16 protein-coding genes are annotated in these 20,288 nt (G+C 38.6%); 1 reads left to right on the forward strand and 15 read right to left on the reverse strand.

Translation table 11 applies throughout. The annotated features are described in order from the left end of the window. From KO502_RS05885 to KO502_RS05945, 13 genes are all read right to left on the reverse strand, one after another. Positions 1 to 966 carry a D-alanine--D-alanine ligase gene (locus KO502_RS05885; protein ID WP_216021642.1) on the reverse strand — a complete coding sequence of 322 codons (966 nt, stop codon included), beginning with the start codon at positions 964 to 966 and terminating at the stop codon, positions 1 to 3. After that, the gene (murC, locus tag KO502_RS05890; RefSeq protein WP_216021643.1) at positions 966 to 2,423 is read right to left on the reverse strand and encodes a UDP-N-acetylmuramate--L-alanine ligase; all 1,458 of its coding nucleotides are present in this window, start codon (positions 2,421 to 2,423) and stop codon (positions 966 to 968) included. The genes KO502_RS05885 and murC overlap by 1 nt, the downstream gene beginning before the upstream one ends. A 55-nt stretch (positions 2,424 to 2,478) precedes the next feature. Beyond that, a complete protein-coding gene (murG, locus tag KO502_RS05895; protein WP_216021644.1) occupies positions 2,479 to 3,642 on the reverse strand; it encodes an undecaprenyldiphospho-muramoylpentapeptide beta-N-acetylglucosaminyltransferase in 1,164 nt (387 codons plus the stop codon). Next, entirely contained in the window at positions 3,642 to 4,820 is a 1,179-nt protein-coding gene (gene ftsW / locus KO502_RS05900) for a cell division protein FtsW (protein ID WP_252730566.1), read from the reverse strand. Before ftsW ends, murG begins: the two co-directional genes overlap by 1 nt. 128 nt (positions 4,821 to 4,948) lie before the next feature. After that, a complete protein-coding gene (gene murD, locus KO502_RS05905) occupies positions 4,949 to 6,427 on the reverse strand; it encodes a UDP-N-acetylmuramoyl-L-alanine--D-glutamate ligase (protein ID WP_216021645.1) in 1,479 nt (492 codons plus the stop codon). A gap of 36 nt (positions 6,428 to 6,463) precedes the next feature. Beyond that, the gene (gene mraY / locus KO502_RS05910) at positions 6,464 to 7,546 is read right to left on the reverse strand and encodes a phospho-N-acetylmuramoyl-pentapeptide-transferase (RefSeq protein ID WP_216021646.1); all 1,083 of its coding nucleotides are present in this window, start codon (positions 7,544 to 7,546) and stop codon (positions 6,464 to 6,466) included. Then, on the reverse strand, positions 7,546 to 9,111 hold the full coding sequence (gene murF / locus KO502_RS05915; RefSeq protein WP_216021647.1) for a UDP-N-acetylmuramoyl-tripeptide--D-alanyl-D-alanine ligase: 1,566 nt from the start codon (positions 9,109 to 9,111) through the stop codon (positions 7,546 to 7,548). Before murF ends, mraY begins: the two co-directional genes overlap by 1 nt. Beyond that, a complete protein-coding gene (locus KO502_RS05920; protein ID WP_216021648.1) occupies positions 9,108 to 10,784 on the reverse strand; it encodes a UDP-N-acetylmuramoyl-L-alanyl-D-glutamate--2,6-diaminopimelate ligase in 1,677 nt (558 codons plus the stop codon). The genes murF and KO502_RS05920 overlap by 4 nt, the downstream gene beginning before the upstream one ends. Then, positions 10,777 to 12,573, reverse strand: a complete 1,797-nt coding sequence (locus tag KO502_RS05925) for a penicillin-binding transpeptidase domain-containing protein (protein ID WP_216021649.1) — start codon at positions 12,571 to 12,573, stop codon at positions 10,777 to 10,779. The genes KO502_RS05920 and KO502_RS05925 overlap by 8 nt, the downstream gene beginning before the upstream one ends. 41 nt (positions 12,574 to 12,614) lie before the next feature. Next, positions 12,615 to 12,923 (reverse strand): cell division protein FtsL, encoded by a 309-nt coding sequence (gene ftsL, locus KO502_RS05930; protein ID WP_216021650.1) that lies wholly within the window; start codon positions 12,921 to 12,923, stop codon positions 12,615 to 12,617. Positions 12,924 to 12,925: 2 nt separating this feature from the next. Next, the gene (gene rsmH, locus KO502_RS05935) at positions 12,926 to 13,873 is read right to left on the reverse strand and encodes a 16S rRNA (cytosine(1402)-N(4))-methyltransferase RsmH (protein ID WP_216021651.1); all 948 of its coding nucleotides are present in this window, start codon (positions 13,871 to 13,873) and stop codon (positions 12,926 to 12,928) included. Positions 13,874 to 13,939: 66 nt separating this feature from the next. After that, on the reverse strand, positions 13,940 to 14,398 hold the full coding sequence (gene mraZ, locus KO502_RS05940; RefSeq protein WP_216021652.1) for a division/cell wall cluster transcriptional repressor MraZ: 459 nt from the start codon (positions 14,396 to 14,398) through the stop codon (positions 13,940 to 13,942). 539 nt (positions 14,399 to 14,937) lie between these two features. After that, positions 14,938 to 16,827 (reverse strand): acyl-CoA dehydrogenase C-terminal domain-containing protein, encoded by a 1,890-nt coding sequence (locus KO502_RS05945; RefSeq protein ID WP_216021653.1) that lies wholly within the window; start codon positions 16,825 to 16,827, stop codon positions 14,938 to 14,940. Positions 16,828 to 17,265: 438 nt separating this feature from the next. On the opposite strand from KO502_RS05945, the gene KO502_RS05950 reads away from it, so the two are divergent. Beyond that, positions 17,266 to 18,204: a hypothetical protein gene (locus KO502_RS05950; RefSeq protein WP_216021654.1), complete on the forward strand. Its 939-nt coding sequence runs from the start codon at positions 17,266 to 17,268 to the stop codon at positions 18,202 to 18,204. 44 nt (positions 18,205 to 18,248) lie between these two features. Here the strand turns inward: KO502_RS05950 and KO502_RS05955 are convergent, their stop codons facing one another. After that, on the reverse strand, positions 18,249 to 19,226 hold the full coding sequence (locus tag KO502_RS05955) for a Dyp-type peroxidase (protein ID WP_216021655.1): 978 nt from the start codon (positions 19,224 to 19,226) through the stop codon (positions 18,249 to 18,251). Between the two features lie 136 nt (positions 19,227 to 19,362). Beyond that, the gene (locus KO502_RS05960) at positions 19,363 to 20,283 is read right to left on the reverse strand and encodes a hypothetical protein (RefSeq protein WP_216021656.1); all 921 of its coding nucleotides are present in this window, start codon (positions 20,281 to 20,283) and stop codon (positions 19,363 to 19,365) included. Positions 20,284 to 20,288: the final 5 nt, after the last annotated feature.

A 20,288-nucleotide genomic window follows, 5' to 3' on the forward strand; every position in this document is an offset into this window, starting at 1 on the left:
TTACGCTTTTACACTAAGTAATAAAACTTTAGTGACCAATTCACTAAAACTTAAACCAAATACATTAGCCGCTTTGGGCACCAAGGATGTTTCTGTCATGCCTGGTACGGTATTCACTTCTAATATTTGCCAATCACCGGCGCTATTGCGCATTACATCAACACGTCCCCACCCTTTAGCACCTGTTGCTTTAAAGGCTTTAAGAGATAATGCTCTAATAGCATTTTCATCTTGTTCACTCAAACCACATGGACAATGATATTGCGTAGTATTCGATTGATATTTTGCTTCGTAATCGTAAAACTCACGCGGCGTTTCCATGTGAATAGCGGGTAAGGCTTCATCACCTAAAATAGCGACCGTATATTCTGGACCATCAATCCATGCCTCAAGTAATACTTGAGTATCAAAACCAAAGGCTTCAATTAACGCGTTTTTTAATTCATCTACTGTTTTTGCTTGCGCCATGCCAATGCTTGAACCTTCATTAGCTGGTTTAACCATAACTCTGCCGCCTAAATCGCGAAGTATTATGCTTAACTCTAATTGCTCAAAATCGGCTTTATCTACCACAGTAAAAGGTGCTGTAGGTAAATCACAAGCTTTAAAAATCTGTTTACTGCGTACTTTGTCCATCGATAGTGATGAACCTAAAACATTTGAGCCGGTGTACGGAATATTTAAATACTCTAGCGCACCTTGCAAACAACCGTCTTCGCCACCTCTGCCGTGTAAAGCAATAAATACTCTGTCTATTTTTTTAAGTACTAAATCACTTAATGGTGTATTTTTTGTGTCAATTAACTCAACTGTAAAACCTGCTTGCGTTAAACCTTTAGCCACCGCTTGCCCCGAATTTAATGACACTTCACGCTCAGCTGAGTTACCGCCAAAAAGCACGGCTATTTTTTCTTGCTTCAGTTTTGCTAATGCTTGCGCTATTTCAGGGTTTATATTCTCAGTCATTATTTTGTACCTGCAACATGCAATAATTTATGCTCTGCTAAGTGACGAGAAACATTACCAATACTGCCTGCACCTTGGGTAATAACCATGTCATTATCTTGTAGTTGTGTTGCTAATAATTCTGCTAGTTTTTCTATATCGCTCACATATACAGGCTCTATTTGCCCACGTTGGCGAATTGAACGAGCTAAACTCTTACTGTCAGCTGAAGGAATTGGCGCTTCACCTGCAGCATAAACATCCAGTAAAAATAAGCTATCTACCTCAGAAAGTACTTCAACAAAATCTTCATATAAATCACGGGTACGAGAATAACGATGCGGCTGAAAAACCATAACCAAACGTTTGTCAGGCCAACCAGCGCGCATTGCTAAAATAGTCGCTTTCACTTCACTTGGATGATGACCATAATCATCAACTAATACCATATCGCCAGCTTCTGTTGATAAGTCAGCAAGTTGCTCAAAGCGTCTACCAATACCTTCAAACTCAGTTAGCGCTTGACAGATGGCGGCGTCATTTACCCCTTCATCTTTAGCTACAGCAACACCTGCTAAAGCGTTAAGTACGTTGTGCTCACCTGGTAAGTTAACACGCATATCTACCGGCTCTTGTCCTGTGACCACTACAGTAAAGCTGCTTACACTGCCATTTTGCTTAAAGTTTATAGCGCGTACATCAGCGTCTTCAGAAAAACCGTAAGTGATTACTTGACGGCTAATTCGTGGTAATAATTCACGCACTACTGGATTATCAATACACACTACCGCTAAACCATAAAATGGCAGGTTGTGTAAAAAATCAAGGTAAGTATCTTTTAGCTTTTCAAAATCACCTTGGTAAGTTTCCATGTGATCTTCATCAATATTGGTAACTACCGCAACCATAGGTTGTAAATGTAAAAAAGAGGCGTCACTTTCATCGGCTTCAGCAACTAAGTAACGACTACTACCTAATCGAGCATTTGTTCCTGCGCTATTGAGTAAGCCCCCAATCACAAATGTTGGGTCTAGTTCGCCTTGTGCGAAAATGCTGGCAATTAAACTGGTTGTTGTCGTTTTTCCATGAGTACCCGCAATCGCAATGCCGTGCCTAAAGCGCATAAGTTCAGCTAACATTTCAGCACGGCGTACTACTGGAATACGTAATTCTTTAGCGGCGATCAACTCTGGGTTGTCACTTTTAATTGCGGTAGAAACTACAATAACGCTTGCCTCTGCAACGTTATCTGCACTATGGCCAATAACAATCGTAGCGCCAAGCCCTGTTAAACGTTTAACAACTTGGTTTTCACCAATATCAGAGCCTGAAATTTGGTAACCTTCATTAAGCAAGACTTCGGCAATACCGCCCATACCCGCACCACCAATACCAACAAAATGAATACGCTTTACTCGACGCATTTCAGGTATCTGAGCGGAATTTGAATTATTATGTATGTTACTTTGCTTAATCATATTTTCTCTTTGTTATTGCTAATTTCTAACTGCAAACTACGATGAACAGTTATTTTTAATTTGTATTGTTTAGCTGTTGGCATAACCTTGCTACTTGCGTACTAGCATCACGGTTTGCAGCTTCAAAGGAAGCTTTAGCCATATTTACTAAGACTTCGGGCTGTTCAAATAATTCGGTAATTAATGTGATCACACTTTCTTTATTTAATTCTGATTGTGGTAATAACTTTGCTGCGCTTCGCTCAACCAAATACAAGGCATTTTTGGTTTGATGATCATCAACAGCATGTGGCAATGGCACAAAAATAGCCGGTGTAGCAGCCATGGCTAACTCAGATACCGTTAATGCACCGGCCCGGCAGATAACAAGATCTGCCCATTCATAGGCTGCTGCCATATCGTGAATAAATTCACTGACTTTAACTTTACCTTGTTCAATATCTGCCAGTTCGTAATTAGCACTAACCGCTTGTTGATTACCCGCCCCTGTTTGATGCCATAAACAATAGTTTTTATTACGAATAAGCAATCCTTTAAAGCTTTCTGGGATCACGTTATTCAAAACCTGAGCACCTAAACTACCACCAACAACAAGTATATTTTTAGTTACTGGGGAGATTGTCTTTTCAGCATTTTGTTCAATTGTCGATTTTTTACCAATACTTGATCTTAATGGGTTACCAACAACCTCTGCCTCAATATTGCTGGCAAAAGCATTAGGAAAAGCACAACAAACTTTATTGGCAATACGCGCTAATAGACGATTACTTAAACCCGCTGCGGCATTTTGCTCATGAATAATTAGCGGCACTCTCATTAACCATGCAGCAAAACCACCTGGCGCACTGGCATACCCCCCCATACCTAAAACAACATCAGGTTTTACTTGCTTAATAACTCGTCTAGCTTGTTGTACTGAGCGTATTAATTTAATTGGCACACTAAACATTGAAACTAATTTTTTGCCACGTAAACCACTGATATTAAGAAAAGATATATCGTAGCCATGAGCAGGCACAATATTAGCTTCCATTCGATCAGCTGTACCTAACCAATGTATATTCCAACCTTGGGCTTTTAATTCATCAGCTACGGCAATGCCTGGAAAAATATGACCACCAGTACCACCAGCCATTACCAGTAAGGTTGGCGACTTAACTGAATTAGTTGTATTAGCTGAAATTTCCTCAAGCTGGGTGTGACTAGTATTTATAGTCATTATCTCGCCCCGCTTTTATTAGTATTTTGATCTGCTCTTTTCGAGCTAGTAGCCTGAATACTTTGTAAACGTATTTCATGGTCAATGCGTATTAAAATCACCAGTGCTAAGGTCATGACGATCATTGAACTACCACCATAACTAATCAAAGGCATGGTTAAGCCTTTAGTTGGTACTATACCTGCACTAGCGCCAATATTTACGCCTGCCTGAAAACACATCCATATACCAATGGCATAAGCGAGGAAACCTTCAAAGTACTTTTCTTTCGCTAACGCGTAACGCCCTAAAATTAGCGCTTTATATACAAGTGCCATACTCAGTAGCAGTACAACACTAATACCAACAAAACCAAATTCTTCAGCCAATACCGCCATAACAAAGTCGGTATGCGCTTCAGGTAAATATTCAAGTTTTTGTATACTGTTACCTAAGCCTTGCCCTAATAATTCACCACGACCATAAGCCATTAAGGATTGCGTTAACTGATAACCGCTACCAAACGGGTCTTGCCATGGGTCTAAAAAGCTTGTTACCCGGCGCCAACGATATGGTTCAAAGTATGCTAATGCCGCTAAAGAAGCCGCTCCAACTAACGATATAGCGATAAATTGCCATAATTTAGCACCCGCTAAAAATAACAAACCAAAGGTGGTAACAAACATTACAATGACAGTACCTAAATCAGGCTGTAATAATAACAACACCGCCATAAAACCGAACACGATTAGCGGCTTGATAAAGCCTTTCATATTTTCCATGACTTGTTCACGTCTACGTACTAAATAGGCAGACAAGTAACAAAAGAAAAACAACTTAGCTGGCTCTGCCGCTTGTACGGTAATCGGCCCAAGTACAATCCAACGAGTAGAGCCATTGACCGAACGTCCAATAACCAACACAATAAGCAACAGCACTAAGGCAAAACCTAATAAGTAACTACTGTTTTTATGCCACCACGACATAGGCACTTGTAATGCAACACCTGCAATAGCAAGGCTTAAACCAATATAAATGCCATGGCGAATAACAAAATGAAATGGGTTATTAAATAAACGTTCCGCCACAGGAATAGAAGACGAGGCCACCATAACTAGGCCAAGCATATACATGGTAACCCCTAAAACAACAAAGCCGCGATCAAAGGCTGTTGTGCCATATTGATTTGAGCTTGTCATCAAGCGGTTTATCCATTCAGGTAATGGAGGAACCGGTACTTGTGCAATGGTTTTAGTGATCGCTTGCGTGGTTTCTAACGATACCGTTTTCGCTAACGTTAAACTCTTAGTGAAGCTCATGGTTTTATCTAACGACATGCGGCCTCCTTAGTATCTTTTTTAACGTTAGCTTTTTCATTTACATTACTAGCCACTTGCAGTTGAGTAACGCTAGCAATAAACTGTTCACCTCTAACCATGTAATTTTTAAACATGTCGATACTGGCGCAGGCAGGAGAAAGTAAAACCATATCTCCACGATTTGCTATTTTATTCGCTTGTTCAATTGCCTCAGCTAAAGTGTTTACTTCAATAGCTTTATTTGTCGTGTTAGCTAAAGCAGCTATTTCAGAGCCGTCTTTTCCTAAAGTAATTAACTGACTAACTTGAGAATTTAACACTGGAACTAAAGGTGCGAAATCAGCACCTTTACCATCACCACCAGCAATTAAAATTAATTTATTCTGCTGGTTTAATGTCGGTGCTAAACCGCTTATCGCCGCGAGTGTTGCGCCAACATTGGTTGCTTTAGAGTCGTTAATCCATTGAATGCCATCTTCACTTGAGACGCGTTGACATCGATGCGCTAAGCCAGTAAATCCTGCAAGGTTATTTGTCATAGCTGATAATGACCAACCTGCTGTATAACCTAATGCTAAAGCCGCCATATAATTTAATGCGTTATGCATACCTGCAAGTGGTAATTCATCTAAGGCGATAAGTGCTTGCTCACCAAACATTAACGTTTGCTTTGCTTCTTCAGCTTCATTAATGCTAATGAGCGCCAAACCAAAGTGACCGCTTTCTGGCTTGCTTAAACCAAAGCTAATTGTTGATTGTTGTGCAACTAAACTTTGTGTAGCTTTGTCTTCTCTACTGATAACCGCAATTTGCGCTTGTGGGTAAATACCTTGCTTCAACGCTTGATAAACCGCTAAAGTTTTATGTCTATCAAGGTGATCATCACTTAAATTTAATACGCTTGCTGCAATTGCTTTCATACTGGTTAGTGTTTCAAGCTGAAAACTCGACAATTCAACAATCACTAATTCAGGTTGCTCAGCGCTGTTAGTTGTCACCAACAAATCAAGAATAGGCTCACCGATGTTGCCTACTAAAACGGCATTAACACCTAACTTTTTGGCTAAATGAGCAAGTAACGATACTACCGTTGATTTACCATTAGAGCCTGTCACTGCTAACATTTGCATAGGTGTTGGTAAGCGATTATTAACCAGACAAAATAATTCAATATCACCTATTAACTGGCAATTATTATTAATGAGTGTGGTTATCCCTTCTTTATCTAAATCAATGCCTGGACTAGCAACAATAATATCGGCATTAGCAATAAGTGCTTGGTCCCATTGTCCGAAAATGAAAGTCGCATGAGGGAAGTCAATTTGGTATTGCGCTAATTCTGCCTCAGAGCTAAACGGCATAACACGTGAATCGTTAACAGCTATTGATAAATTTTGTGCATGCAAAAAGCGCAAGCATGACAAACCTGTCATTCCTGCACCTAGCACGACAATTTTTTTATCTTTAAACGCTGTTAACCAAGTCATCTTTAAATTGCTTTCCCTTACCTTTTTTATTTAACTTTAACGAAGCTTCAATGTGGCTAAACCTATTAGCACTAACATCAATGAAATAATCCAAAAACGGACAATGACTCGCGGCTCTGGCCAACCTTTCAATTCATAATGATGATGAATTGGTGCCATACGGAAAATACGCTGACCGCGCATTTTATATGAGCCAACTTGTAAAATAACTGACAGTGTTTCCATCACAAATACACCGCCCATAATAAATAACACTAACTCTTGACGAACCAATACAGCGATAACACCAAGTGCTGCACCTAAAGCTAATGAGCCTACATCGCCCATAAATACTTGTGCTGGGTAAGTGTTAAACCATAAAAAACCTAAACCAGCACCAACAATGGCAGTACACACAACCACTAATTCACTTGCTAAAGCGATATGTGGAATATGTAAATACGCGGAAAAATTAACGTGCCCAGTAACATAAGCAAACAATGCAAAAGCGCCGGCAACCATAATAGTTGGCACTATAGCTAAACCATCAAGGCCATCAGTTAAGTTAACCGCATTCGACGTACCAACAATCACGAAATAAGTCATAACCACATAAAAAATACCTAATTGCGGTAGTACATCTTTTACAAAAGGAATTAATAACGCCGTTTCATTTGGGTCTTTCGAAATATAAAAAAGAAATAAAGCAGTTGCTAAACCTATAACGGTTTGCCAAAAGTATTTCCAACGGGCAATAAGACCGTTTGAATCTTTACGAATAACTTTACGATAATCATCAACAAAGCCAATAGTGCCGAAGCTAACCACTACAAATAACACCACCCAAACATAGATATTACTTAAGTCAGCCCACAACAAAACACTCGCTACAATGGCGCCAAGTATAAGAATACCGCCCATGGTTGGTGTACCTGATTTAGACAAATGACTTTCTGGGCCATCATCTCTTACTGTTTGCCCTATTTGCATTTTTTGTAAATAACGAATTAATTTAGGACCAAAATATAAAGCAAGAAACAGCGCTGTTAAGGTGCTGATAATGGCGCGAAATGTTAAATATGAAAAAACATTAAAGCCCGAATAAAATTGAGTTAAATACTCACCTAACCACAGTAACATTACACCATACCTTCTTTATTTTTAGTGTTACTGATAACATTTGCACCAGTACTTTGTTGAGTATTTTCTCGAAAATTTCTATTTTTTTCAGTTAGCCAGTTAACTACGTCTGCAACTACATTTTCCATATGAGCACTACGTGAGCCTTTTACTAAAATAGCGATGTCTTGCTCTCCCGCCGTTAAGTGTTTATTTAGTAATAGAGTTAAATGCGATAGCAAATCATCTCTTTGATTAAAATGCTGACTTTTCTCGTTTTTGTCATTATCTTTGGCAAAAGCATCACTCGTGCTTTGGCTTAATACGCCTTTTGACAGCAAGGTGCTGATATCAAGTTTTTTTGCAAATTCACCAACTTCTTGATGATAACTTCGCGCTTCATTACCTAATTCACCCATATCACCTAAAATAAGGATTTTTTTCCCCGGATATGAGGATAACAATGACGCTGCAGCTTTTACTGATTCAAGATTAGCGTTATAAGTATCATCAATAAGCTTTATGGCAGACCCCGTTTTATCATCGATCAATTGATGTAAATTAAGTCGCCCTTCTACCGGCTGCATTTGCGCAAGCCCTAAGCGAATATCGTCAAGGCTGGCACCAAACTCTAAAGCAATACTGGCCGCAGCAACGGCATTACAGACATTATGTTTACCTGGCACGGTTAAATGAACCTCACAACGACCTTGCTCACATTGCAATGTAAAACTTGCACAACCGTTGTCGTCTAGCGCTATATTTTCACTATAACAATTAGCTTTATTAGTGCTAGATTCTGATTCGCTTGGACTAACACATGAAAAAGTACGCACAGTTTTATCTGTTAAACGCCATTGCCATTGACTTGTGTATTTTGTGTCTTGGTTATAAAGAGCAACACCATTTTCCCCAAGCCCTGAAAATATTTCACCTTTAGCGCGAGCTACACCACATAAATCACCAAAACCTTCTAAGTGAGCGGCAGCAATATTATTAATAACAGCTACATCAGGTTGGGTTAGCGCCGTTGTGTAGGCAATTTCACCTAAGTGATTTGCGCCCATTTCAATAACAGCAAAATCATGATTCGCATTCAAACGAAGTAAAGTTAGTGGTACACCAATATCATTATTAAAGTTGCCATTGGTTGCTAATACATTGCCTAAACGAGATAAAATGGCAGCGACCATTTCTTTAACAGTTGTTTTACCGCTGCTACCTGTAATACCAACAGTTTTAGGTGAAATTTGTTTTTTAACAAACGCACCTATTTGCCCTAAAGCAATACGTGTGTCATCAACAACTAACTGCGGTGTATTAGTTATGTTAGTGAGTTCATGTTCAACAATGAGTAATTTACAACCTTGCTCAACCACTTGCTCAGCAAAGCGATGCCCGTCAAAGTTAGGTCCTTTAAGAGCAAGGAACGCTATATTTTGATCATTACTTGAACTATGACTTGAGGAAGACCCGATCGCGCGACTATCAATAACAAGGTTATCAATGCTTTTTTCGCTATCCTCACAATAAATAATCTTACCATCAGTAACTTGCGCTAAAGTAGAGAGTGTAATAGAAATCATACTTTGGCCTCGGTTGCTGATGCTTGAGCTTTGCTAGTGACACTCGCCTGTTGTTGATAAAAGCGACTCACCACTAAACGCTCGTTATAATCGATTTTTTCTGTGCCTACCACGTCGCCAGCGGCATTATGTTTTGCCACAACCACATAATCTTCATGGCCTTTACCTGCTAATAAAACGATATCACCAGCTTTTGCTACTTTGAGCGTATTTAATACCGCTTGCTCTCTATCTAAGGTGATTGTTATTTTTTTATCTTCAGGTGTATTAAAGCCTGCAACAATATCATCGGCGATTAACCGAGCGTTTTCACTACGAGGGTTATCATTAGTTACCACAATCACATCTGCGTATTGCTCGGCGGCTTTTGCCATTAATGGTCGCTTGCCTTTATCTCTATCTCCACCACAACCAAAAACCACATAAAGTTCACCGTGGCAATGTTGACGACAAGCTTGCAGTGCTTTTTCTAAGGCATCAGGGGTATGGGCATAATCTACAACCGCTGTTGCAAAACCCTCCGCGCTTGTTGCTTCCATACGACCAGAAATTGCTGTGACTTTAGTCACTAAGTTAGGAATATCGTCTAATACAATACCTTGGATCAGTAATACGCTAATTGCTGCCAATAAGTTATCAATATTAAAGTCACCCAATAATGGGCTAGTGATTTGTACATTGCCCAAATGTGTTGCTAATGTAAAAGCAACACCGTGACTATGATGGAGAATATCTTTAGCTGAGACAAAATACTGATAAGACTGTAAGTTTTCTATTTTTTCTAAGCGGCTATAAACCCAAGTAGCTTGTTGGTTTTGATTATTAACGGCTGACTGCTCTGCTCTGTTTTCTAACCACTTTTTACCTTGCGCATCATCACAATTGATTACGGCGACCTGTTTTGTTGCTACGCTAAAAATTTGTTTTTTGGCTTCGCCATAATTTGCCATTGAACCATGATAATCCAGATGGTCTCGGCTAAGGTTAGTAAACAAGGCAATATCAAACAGATCAGCTTGCACACGTTTTTGCGATAGAGCATGAGAAGAAACCTCCATAGCCACATAGCTAAAATGCTCTTGGTTAGACTGTGCTGTTGTAGCCGCTGATTTCGCATCAAATCGATACAATAATTGGTGTAGTTCACATGCGCCAGGCGTAGTGTTTTCTATGGTTTGTAAATTATTTAAGCCACCAGCGCCATTAGTACCAATAACTGCGCACGGCTTCGCGTAAGCATTTAACATTTGCGCAAGTAATTGACTCGTTGTAGTTTTACCGTTTGTGCCGGTAATCCCTACTATAGTCATATTATCTTGTGGTGCTTGATAATAAGCTTTTGCTAAACTAAATAAATGTTGATTAAGCTGATAAAAATTAACTACTGCGACAGTATTGATTAAACTCACTTCGCCATGTTCTACGCTGTTTTCACATTCGGCAATAACTAACTTTGCACCTTTCTTAATGGCTTTTTCAATATACTGACGGCCATCTTGTTCATGACCAATAATGGCGCAGAAAATATCATTACTTTGAATGCGCCGGCTGTCATTATGTAGATCACCGTGTAAACCGGTAAAGTTTAATTGTGGCTTAATACCAGTAACCGTAAGATTTATATCAAAAGCTTTTAAGCTATTAATAATTTGTTGCGTAGCAGGTTTAAGCATGGTGCTCTCCCGCCACTGTAGTGTTTGTTTTTTCTCTGCTATTGGCTTTACTAGTATTAGTGTCAATATGCTTACTTGCGGTGCGAGACTCTTGTGCGTCTGGGGCAATATTAAGTACACGTAATGCACCTTTCATTACCCGAGAAAAAACCGGTGCAGCCACTTCGCCGCCATGATAAAGATCGCCACTTGGCTCATTAATCACAACCACAACCACTATCGCAGGGTTTGAAATAGGCGCAATGCCGGCAAACAAACCGACATAATCGTTACCATAACCACCAGCAACCGCTTTTATTGAAGTGCCAGTTTTACCGCCAACACGGTAGCCATCAACTTTCGCTTTTGGTACATGCTCATCAACAACTGCTTCGAGCATGTGAGTAACTGCTAAACTGTTTTCTTCAGAAAAAATTCTTACTTCATCATCAAATGCTGGCGCTTCTCCATCAGACTTAACAATGGTTAATCGACGTTTAATACCGCCATTGGCAAGTGCTACATAAAATCGAGCCAACTGTACAGGTGTTATGGCAAGACCAGCTCCCCATGACAATGTAGCTAATTCAAATTCAGACCAGCGACTTCTGTCATGCATCATGCCTGAGCTTTCACCAACAAGGTTAGTGCCAGTATCATCGGCAAAGCCTGCATCAAAAAACTTAGTTAATAAATAATCTTTTGGTACTGATAACGCTAATTTAGTGGTCCCCATATTTGATGAAGTGACTAAAATATCTTCAATAGATAATTTACCGCGATTAATAGGGTCACTAACGCGTCTGCCACCTAAACGCATCCAACCTGGGCTAGTATTTATTACTGTGTTTGCTTTAGCTGAGCCAAACTCTAGCGCCGTTAACGCTGTAAGCGGCTTCATAGTAGAACCCGGCTCGTAAATATCGGTGATCGCTCTATTTCGAAAACGATGAATTGCGGTATTACGTCGATTATTCGGGTTATATGACGGACTATTAGTCATCGCTAATATTTCACCGGTGTGAATATTCGCTACCACTACAGATCCCGAAGTTGCTTTAAAAGCTTGTACCGCACCTTTTAATTCTTTGTATGCAATTGCTTGAATACGTTGATCAATACTTAAAGTAATATCTTGTGCGTATTCAGCTTCTTTAACAGAGATTATTTCAACTTTTCGACCTTTCGCATCTTTTCTAAAGCGTTTTGCACCACCTGTACCTGTAAGTAGCTCATCGTACATACGCTCGATACCTTCGATACCTTTATCATCAACATTGGTAAAACCAAGTAGGTGAGCGCTAATTTCGCCGGTAGGGTAGAAACGTTTTGATTCTTTGCGTAAATGAATACCTGGAATTTTTAATTCTTTGATGTAATTTGCCATCGCGGGTGAGATTTTACGTTCAAGGTAAATAAAACGTTTACGAGGATTTTTAACAACACGTGCTGTTAAACTATTAATATCTTGATCAAGAACATCCGCTAACGCTTGCCAATGTTCGGTCATTGCTAAGGCGTTATTGTCCATAATAATTTTAGGATCAGCCCATACTGTTTGTACCGGCACACTGATAGCTAATTCAGTGCCATTACGATCAACAATAGAGCCGCGCTGTACAGTATTAGCGGCGACACGTAACGAACGTAAATCGCCTTGCTTTTGTAACATTTCAGGTTCAACAACTTGAATATAAGCGGTGCGCGCCATTAAGGCGAGATAAATAAGCCCAACAATAGCCAGCACTAAATAATAACGCCAAGGGGCGGTATTTAGTGGGTTATTTTTTTTGGTTACTTTTTTGTTCACACCGTTCTCATTTTAATCTAAGGTAACTTTAACTAGCGACTTTAATCTAGGGTAACAATCACTTCAGAATTACTATTCGGTCGCTTCATGTTTAGTAAATGTTTTGCTTTACTTTCAATGGCGCTATGTTCAGCTAAACTGTTTTGCTCTAGCAACAAGTTACGCCATTCAATATTTAATTCATCTTTCTTAGCACGTAATATTTCAAGTTCACTCGTGGTTAGTCGATTTACATGGCTGTAATAAACGACAGCAAAAGCAGACAACACCACAAACAGCAACAATAAGTAAGTAACGATAAAACGGACAATATCTTGCCAAATATCGAAAACTAACGGACGCGCTGCCATAGCTAGTCAGTATTTCTTTCTAAACGCTCAGCAATACGCAATACCGAGCTGCGAGAGCGCACATTTTCTTCAACTTCTGTCTTACTTGGTTTCTGTCGACCAATTAATGTGAGCTTTTTACCTTTATTTAATTCTGCTTCGCTGATCGGCATACCACGTGGTACTTTTCGACCTTCTGAATGCTTTTTCATAAATTGTTTAACTAAGCGATCTTCAAGTGAATGAAAACTGATAACGACTAAACGTCCACCCACAGCTAAAACATCAAGCGATGCTGCTAAAGCTTTTTCTATTTGCTCTAACTCACTATTGATGTACATACGAATTGCTTGAAAGCTTCGTGTTGCTGGGTGCTTTTTAATTTCACGTTGTGGCGCTGTCGTTTTTATCAGTTTTGCTAGTTCACTGGTTCGCGTTAGTGGTGACGCTTCTCGACTATCAACAATGGCATTAGCAATACGCCACGCATGTTTTTCTTCACCAAAAGTACGTAATACCCAAGTAATATCTTCAACATCAGCTACCGCTAACCATTGTGCTGCAGTTTGACCTTTACTGGTATCCATACGCATATCAAGTGGGCCATCTTTCATAAAGCTAAAACCGCGCTCTGCTTCATCAAGTTGCGGAGAGGAAACACCTAAGTCGAGTAAAATACCGTCAACTTTACCTGTTAAGTCATGTTTTTCGGCAATATCGTCTAAAGCGGCAAAACCTTGGTGCTCAATTAAAAAGCGTGGATCATCTTTAAATTTCTCAGCAGCAATAATTGCACTAGGATCTCGGTCAATAGCAATTAAACGACCGCTATCAGATAACTTCGAAAGAATGAACGATGAATGCCCGCCTCGACCAAAAGTACAGTCGATATAGCAACCATCGGCTTCGATAGCTAAACCGTCAACCGCTTCGTTAAGCAATACTGAAATGTGACTAGTATCTAGTTCCATGCTGTTATTTTTATTACCTTATTTGCGCATTTAAAGCGCATTAATTTAAGATTGACTTGCTATAAATTACAGCGGTAAGTCGAGTAAACGTTCTGTTAATTCAATTTCGCCCGATTGTATTTGACTAATACCTTGTTGCATTTGCTCTTGCCATGCAGTGTCATGCCAAATTTCAAATTTATTTAATTGTCCAACTAACATAATATTTTTTTCAAGATTGGCATGGTCTCTTAATGGTCCATTAATTAATAAACGGCCATTTTTATCCATTTCACAATCACTAGCATTGCCCAAAATAATTTGTTTAAACAAACGCTCCTGTGGGTTTGTGCTCGACAAACGCGATAATGACAATTCTATTTCTTCCCATTCACTCAATGGGTAGAGCAATAAACAAGCTTGTTGAATATCAACTGTACAGACCATCTTTCCTTGGCAGTCACGCAATAGTTCTTCACGATACTTGGTCGGTATCGTGATCCTATTTTTTGTGTCGAGCGTAATTGCGCTAGTGCCTCTGAACATATTGGTTGTTACATCACTCTGTTAAATTTTTACTTTTCGTTTAAATTTAAACACTTAAATTCGAACCTTAAATTTGGAGATTAAGTAAGTGGTTTTTTATGAATGTGCCACTAAGATCCACATTTCCCCACTTTTTTCCACATTGATACAGTTTAGAGAAAAAAGCAACAGACTGTCAAGTAACTAAATTGAAAATAAAGGTATGAAATACTGGGTATAAAACCAGTAAAAATGAGGGGTGCAAGGAAGTAGATGAAATTGTGGACTTTTGTGGTAGGTAATCCCAAAGTAGCCCTAAAAAAAATATTTTCTAAGGGCTGTTTTGGAAAGATAATGACAATTTGAGATGAATGTGGTTTGCTAGGTGGTGTTTCTCCCCAATTAGAAAAAACATGGTTGATCATTCGTTAAATAACCACTTAAGAACGAAGTATTAATTAGCATTACTATTTAGCTTTACTGCTTCGTTTTATTACTTAATTTCCCCCCCAAAACTAAGTTACTGCAATTGAGTTTACTGCAACTTATTGTACTCCTAGTTAAAATAGCTCATCATCGATAGTGAATAACGTAGTACTACCAGATTTTATTGTTGCCAGTAATGATAAACGTCGCGGCAATAAACGCGCATAGTAATATTGTGCTGTGTGTAGCTTGCTGTTGTAGAAATCACGGCCAAATTCACTTTGCTCAGTATCCGCAGCGTTATCAAGCGTTTGAAGTTTAGTTATAGCAACCGCGGCCATTTTTGCCCAAACAAATGCCATTGCGGTGTAACCAAATAGATGTAAGTAGTCATTTGCTGCTACACCAATTTCATTGAGATCATCACCCGCTTTAGTGACCAATAATTCTGAAATATCAGTTAAGTCAGTTATAGCTTGTTGTAAAGGCTCAATAAACTCTACCATACCTGAGCTATTAATTGACTCAACACTGTCTGCATCAAGCTTTTTTTGCTCAGTTATAAAGTCAGTTACCTCCGCAATGAAGACCTTAATTATTGCACCTTTAGAGCCGACCACTTTACGCAATAATAAATCCATCGCTTGAATACCATTAGTGCCTTCGTATATTTGCGCAATTCGAGCATCACGTACAAGCTGTTCTTGTCCCCATTCACGAATATAACCATGACCACCTAAAACTTGCTGACCTGCGACTGTCGTTTCAAAGCCGAGGTCGGTAAAAAATGCTTTTGCTAATGGTGTCATCAAAGCAGATAAACTCTCACCTTTTTGCTGTAAATCTCCTGTCGCGAACGTTGCATAATCTAACTGCAGAGCAATATAACAACTTAATGCGCGAGAACCTTCATTTAGAGCTTTCATTGAAAGTAACATACGACGAACATCGCCATGAACCATAATAGAGTCAGGTTGTTTGCTTATTTGTTCTGAAGTTTTAGATAAGGTGCCATTTTGATTTAATGCTTTTCCCTGACGTCTGTCTTTTGCATACTCAAGGGCGTTTTGATAAGAGCGTTCTCCTGCTGACATGCCTTGAATACCAACACCAATACGTTCAAAGTTCATCATAGTGAACATACAGGCTAGGCCTTTGTTTAACTCTCCAATAAGAAAACCTTGGGCACTATCAAAATTCATCACACAAGTAGATGACGCATGAATACCCATTTTATGTTCAATCGCGCCACAACTTACCTGATTATTTTTACCTAATTCGCCGTTGTCTTTGACAGTAATTTTTGGAACAAGAAATAAAGAAATGCCTTTAGGACCATCTGGCGCGTCAGGTAATTTAGCAAGTACCAAATGAATAATATTGTCGGTAAGGTCGTGCTCGCCACCAGTAATAAATATTTTACTACCGGTGATTTGATAGCTACCATCAGCTTGAGGCTTGGCTTTGGTTTTAATAATACCTAAATCAGAGCCTGCGTGTGCTTCAGTTAAACACATAGACGCTGCCCACTCACCTGAGTATAGCTTAGTTAGATAACGCTCTTTTAATTCTTCATTACCATGCTTTGCTAATGACAATGCCGCTCCTGCAGTTAATACGGGATATAGGGCAAAAGAGATATCTGCACTGCATAGCATTTCTTCAACAAAGGCGCTCACGATTTTAGGCATCCCCATGCCGCCATACTCAATATCACCACCAAGGGCGCACCAACCACCTTGTGCAAAGGTTTGAAATGCCTCTTTATAACCCGGCGCGGTTTTAACCTGTCCACCTTCGCCCTCTTCATTAAGTGTAAAATTTACCCCTATTTCATCGCCTTGGCGGGCAATGGGGGCAATTTCTTGCTCAGCAATTTTCGCACACTCTTGTAATATTGCGATGGCAGTTTCTTGATCAACTTGTTCATTAAAATTTGCTGATTGTTGCCACATTTTGTCAGCACTGAATACTTGAAAGAGCAAAAAATTCATATCAGTTAAAGGGGCTTTATAATCAGCCATGGGGATCTCCTTAATGATTTCCTGATCTATTAATACCTAAGCTATAAATACTTAAATAGCATCATAAAAATAGCGGTATTAACAAGCCATACAAAAAATTAAACACTCGTTTGACTATAATATAAATTGTCACAATGTACAGGCGCAGGCTAAATATATAACCGTTAAGTACACAAACATATAAAGCACAGCATTGGTGTAACAAGCAGCACTAAATATTCGTACTAGCTTGTTATACAAATAAAATGTGTTATTTAGTCTTTATGCTTCTATTATTTAGAAATAGAACTGAGCAATGTTTACTATCTTAAATCAATACTTATGAGACTAAACGGAATACTAACTAAATAGTAAAAGAGCATTTTTAACGTGATTTCTGCCTTACTCTATAGCAAAACTCAATGTCAATTACCCAGTATTATTGTGCTTATAAGCAAGATGCTGCTAATACTATTATTTATCAACACTAGTCAGGCAGCACAATTAAGCTTTACTAAGAAAAAAATAGAACAAGGTTATCAATTTCATTATCAATGGCTTGATTCAAATTCAATTCAACAAAGCATGAATTTTACTTTGAGTAATGAAGGCTTATTTGAACGCTTTCGTTATTTTAAAAGTTATCAAGATAATTACGCACAGAAATCAATTTTTAAGGGTGTTAAAAAAAAGCTACGCCAAAATCCTATAGCGCATGTAAGGATAAGGTATAGAAAAAATAACGATCAGTTTTATATTGAAGTAAAAGGCACGAATGAAAAACAGGTCGCTAAAGCCTATCAATTAATCGCAAAAATTGAAGAAGAGGTTACGGCGCAATACTTAGCAGAAAATTATTACCAATTATTTACAGATCATACGCGTAATACAGGAATTAAAGTCAATCACGTGACTATTGCCAATGACTCTGTAGCAGATTTAAAACCATTGAAATCAATTATCTTAGATCATTTTTCGATGTTAAATATAAGAAAAGTGACTAATTATGTTTTGGGGTTTGTACAAAGTATTCCGTACAGCACCTTAGAGTCTCGCCTTACTTCATCAGGAGCAGGTTTTAATACTCCATTACAAGTGTTATGGGAAAATCAAGGTGACTGTGATAGTAAGATGACTTTAACAGCGTCTTTACTCAGATTGTTGATGCCGAGAATTAAAATGGCGCTAATTTTTGTCGATAATCATGCCTTTATAGGAATTAACATTCCTGCAAAACCAGGTGAAGTGACATTAATGAATAACAGTGTAAGGTATGTATTAGCCGAGCCAACGGGTCCTAGTCTATTGCCCTTAGGAACTCTCCCTCCGGAGTCTGAGTTAGCGATTAATCAAGGGCAATATACGGTACAAGATTTCCATGAACTCATAACAGAATAAGTTTATAGCTAAGTGATTAGTTCAGTTAATTTAGGTTTAGTTAACTATTCACTTAGTTCATTTCTTTTGTCATCTACTATCCCATCATGCTCCACATCAATCTGGGCAACATTGGCTAAGAAAGTTAAGCTGGGAGCAAAAAAGGCACTACCTGTTTCAGCTTGCGTAAACTTAAGTAAATGATCAGAATTACCATGAGCATCCCCGTGTATCATGCTTTTTAACATTAACTCAAATGGTTTAGGTGATGCGCAATAAGAAACAAAAAACAACCCTTTACGCTTCATATCGCCGTACGGCATACTTTGCCTGAGAATTTCTAAACTTTTACCTTGTTCATCTTTTAAACTAGTGCGTTTAGTATGCGCAGTTAACGCTTTTTCTTCACTAGCAAATTCAATGTTGTCTAATTTGGTACGACCATAAACATCTTCTTGCTCATGTTCGGCAAGTGAATTCCAGAGCGTTAAATTATGTTGGTAACGTTGCGTATGTAAGTAACTGCCCGCAGCAAATTCACTATCGTCTAACTCTTTAACTAACGCGACTTCACGTCGGTGAATACCTTGTGGGTTTTCAGTGCCATCAACAAAACCGGTAAGATCACGACCATCTAAAAATCTAAACGCTTGTACTTGCTCGACTAATTCGACACTATCACCAAGTAGTTGGCAAACTTTAGAGCTAACAATATGGTTAACATCTGCTCTATCACTACGAATTTCTATATAAATATCGTATGTGTTAGAAGGAGCTACACGATCATCGCTATTCATTGTTGGAAATGGTGATAACAAGGCAGGACGTCCTTTGGGATAAAATTCATCCCAATACGCTTCGCCAATTGCTACAACACCAATAAGGTTAGCTTCTGAAAACTGTTCAGCGTAGTTTTCAAACAACTGAGGTAAACGTGATATTGCTGCTCGAATAAAAGCATTTTTATCATCTAGTGCATTAAATAATAAATAATTACCATGCAAGTTTGCTTCTGCACAAATACCAAATTGTTCTCTAGCCATTTTACTTTCCTGTTAACATATTACTGTTACAACTTATATTGTTTGTATTGTACACAATAAATATTGTCTTACCACGCTGTAGACGGTAAAAATCAGACCATACCGCATTAATGTTCTATCTAATTTTACAATTTAATCAATTAACTAGCCATACACCTTCATCGTTTAAACACATTAATTGAGTTATAACTTCTTCACCGCTTTTGAAGTAATTATTAAAGGTTAATTCAATACACTGCTTTTTGTCGTGTGAGCTTGTAGCCCCCTTAACAATAGTACCGCTGTTACCACTATCGGAGCTTTGCCAAAAAGCTTTATGTTGATCTTGACTATTAAGTAAAGAAATAACTTTATTTTTAATAAGCAATACATCGTTAGCGGTTAAATTCTCAGCTGACTTAGAGCCAGGTTTAACAATTCCTTTAACACCGGTAAAAACGTCTAAAGGCAGATTGATCACGCCTTTTAACAAACCTGAAACTATACCACTACTCGCATCTTCACCTATTGTTTTTGCATCATTAACGGTATTTTGAGCCCGTGTTAAATATTCAGGAATATAAGTTCTAGAAAGCTTTATTTCATTAAGGTATTGAAGTGACTGAGGACGCCACAAAGCTACTTCAGCGGTAGTATTGTTAGTTGTTTTAACAACCTCGTCCACTCTTTGCAAAATTGCTGGCAAGTTAGCTTGCAGAATCGCTACTTGCTCCTCTATTTTAGTGATTTGTGCTAACAGTTGAGGTAATTGTGTGGAGTAATTTTTACTTTCTTCAATAACACTTTCTACAACAGGTAATGTTGCTTGTACTTGCGTTAAAATAGCCGGCGTTTGATTAGTAAGTAATAATCTCACTTTACCTACTTCAGTCCTGACTTCTGATACTTCAGTAATGATTTTTTCAATATGAGGCGTTACAGAATTAATAGTGTTGGTGGTTTTATTCACGGCATCAATAAAAGGTGATATTTTTAATGTGAAACTAAATAAAGCGAAGGCAAAAAATGCAATAGCACCAGCTAATAAGGCTTGCGAATAAGAAAAGGTTTTTGTCATAACGT

Origin of the sequence: Colwellia sp. E2M01 (assembly GCF_018860585.1) — a bacterium.
In the GTDB taxonomy this organism is placed as follows: Bacteria; Pseudomonadota; Gammaproteobacteria; order Enterobacterales; family Alteromonadaceae; genus Colwellia.